General features: G+C 68.5%; 1 protein-coding gene and 3 pseudogenes. 2 read left to right on the top strand and 2 right to left on the bottom strand.

Features of this window, described 5'->3' with window-relative positions:
• A pseudogene (locus tag KZA10_RS18220) lies at positions 1 to 178 on the top strand (serine acetyltransferase); the annotation flags it as partial.
• A gap of 22 nt (positions 179 to 200) precedes the next feature.
• Here the strand turns inward: KZA10_RS18220 and KZA10_RS13495 are convergent.
• Together KZA10_RS13495 and KZA10_RS13490 are read right to left on the bottom strand one after the other, a co-directional pair.
• Complete coding sequence (locus KZA10_RS13495) at positions 201 to 668, bottom strand: phage holin family protein (RefSeq protein WP_308289677.1); 468 nt, start codon at positions 666 to 668, stop codon at positions 201 to 203.
• Between the two features lie 10 nt (positions 669 to 678).
• Positions 679 to 1,581: pseudogene (locus KZA10_RS13490) on the bottom strand (SLC13 family permease); the annotation flags it as partial.
• 109 nt (positions 1,582 to 1,690) lie between these two features.
• On the opposite strand from KZA10_RS13490, the pseudogene KZA10_RS13485 reads away from it, so the two are divergent.
• Positions 1,691 to 1,998: pseudogene (locus KZA10_RS13485) on the top strand (hypothetical protein); the annotation flags it as partial.

Raw genomic sequence — 1,998 nt, 5'->3', positions numbered from 1 at the left:
CAAGATCCTCGGCCCCGTGACGATCGGGGCCGGCTCCGTGGTCGGTGCGAACGCCGTGGTCACTCGTGACGCCCCCGCCGACAGCGTGCTCGTCGGAGTGCCGGCGAAGCCGCGTCATCGCACGGTCGGCGAGGACACCAGGGCTCTGCTCACCGCGCCGGACCACTACGCGATCTGAGTAGACGAGAACGGCGGACGCCCTAGCGGCGTTGGCCCTTGACCGCCGCGACCTTCTTACGCAGGAAGAGGAGCGGGAGCAGCACGCTGCCGAGCGCCGTGATCAGCCAGACGATGACCGCACCGAGCAGCCACCCGGTCAGGTCGGTGATCCGCAGCCCGCCGATGGGCAGCAGCACGACGACGACGAGGGAGATCAGCGTCGAGAAGATCCCGATACCGCCCATCAACACCGGCGCGTAGCGGTTGGCCATCTTGCCGACCCAGGGCGCGAGCACGCTCTGCAGGATCGCGAAGATCAGGATGCAGATGACGAAGCCCCACCACTTGTCCCATTCGATCGTGAAGCCGTCGAGGAGGAGGTCAGCGGCGATCAGGCCGAGACCGGCGGACACCACGTAGAGCAGGCCGCGGAACAGGAAAGTGATCACGGGCCGAGCATGGCGCTGTGCACGCACGATGGTGGGGAGCACGGCGTCCGCGCTCCCCACCACCGGAGCGTCACTGCGCCACGAAGAACGGGACGGCTCCGGTCAGGATGCCGACGCCGAGCATGACCAGCGAGACGATCGTGGCGCGCCACAGCACCTTGCGGTGGTGGTCGCCCAGGTTCACGCTCGCGAGCGACACGAGCAGCAGGATGGCGGGTACCAGCGGACTCTGCAGGTGCACGGGCTGGCCGGTGATCGACGCCCTCGCCATCTCCACGGGATCGATGCCGAAGTTCGCGGCGCTCTGGGCGAGCACCGGGAGGATGCCGAAGTAGAACGCATCGTTCGACATGAAGAACGTGAACGGGATCGAGAGCACACCGGTGATCGGCGCGAGGAACGGACCGAGCGCCGGTGGGAGCACGTCGGTGATCCACGTGGCCATCGCATCGACCATCCCGGTGCCGGTGAGCACGCCGACCAGGACTCCTGCGGCGATCACCATGGAGACCACGCCCACGATGCTCGGTGCGTGCGCGACGATCTCCGAGGCCTGTTCCTTGATGCCACGGAAGTTGATGACGAGCGCGACGCCCGCTCCCACCATGAACACGTACGGCAGCGGCAGGATGTCGAGCACCAGCAGCACCATGACCGCGACGGTGAGAGCGAGGTTGAACCAGATGAGCTTCGGCCGGAGGGTGGGCCGTTCAGGGTCCAGCATCGTGTCGGCCATGGCCGTGTCCGCGGGATCGACGCTCGCGGCGGAGACGGGAGCGTGTCCGCCGGCGACGACCACGAGGTTGCCGGTGCGCAGCGAGGCGCGCGCACCCGGCTTCGGCTCTGCCCCGCGGAAGATCTTCGGCACCGTGGAGAGCGTCCCGCCGTCGGCGCCGACCAGCAGCCCCTCGGAATCCAGGCGACCGAGTCGCCGGCGCTCCTGCAGGCCCAGGATCCATGCGAAGCCGAGGGTCACGACGATCCTTCGGCCTCTTCGCGGGAGCAGGCCTCGGCCTCGGCGATATGATCCTCGACTCGATCGGCGCGAGGTGCTCGCGGTCGACACACGAGGTGTGGTGCGCGTGAGCAACGCCGCCGCCGATCGCCTGCTCGGCCTGGACGAACCTGTCGGGCGGTCCATCGACGATCCCGGGTTCGCCCCGGCTGTCCTCGATGCAGCGACCGGCGCCCGCACTCGCTCGAGTGCCATCGTCGGAGACCGGATGCTCTACCTCGACTCGCGCCCTGTGGTGCGCGACGGCCACCCTGCGATTCCAGCCTCACCTGCGATCTCCTGGTTGAAGGGCGACGCTGCGCTGCCGGCACGCTCAGAGAAACGCCTCTACCCGGTGCTGGTGTCGCTCCAGTCCGTGCTCGACGTGGTGTCGCC

The organism is Microbacterium sp. BF1 (assembly GCF_019279095.1).
Classification (GTDB): Bacteria; Actinomycetota; Actinomycetes; order Actinomycetales; family Microbacteriaceae; genus Microbacterium; species Microbacterium maritypicum.
Note: the sequence above shows the minus strand (reverse complement) of the source record. Positions and strands in the feature narration are given on the sequence as shown.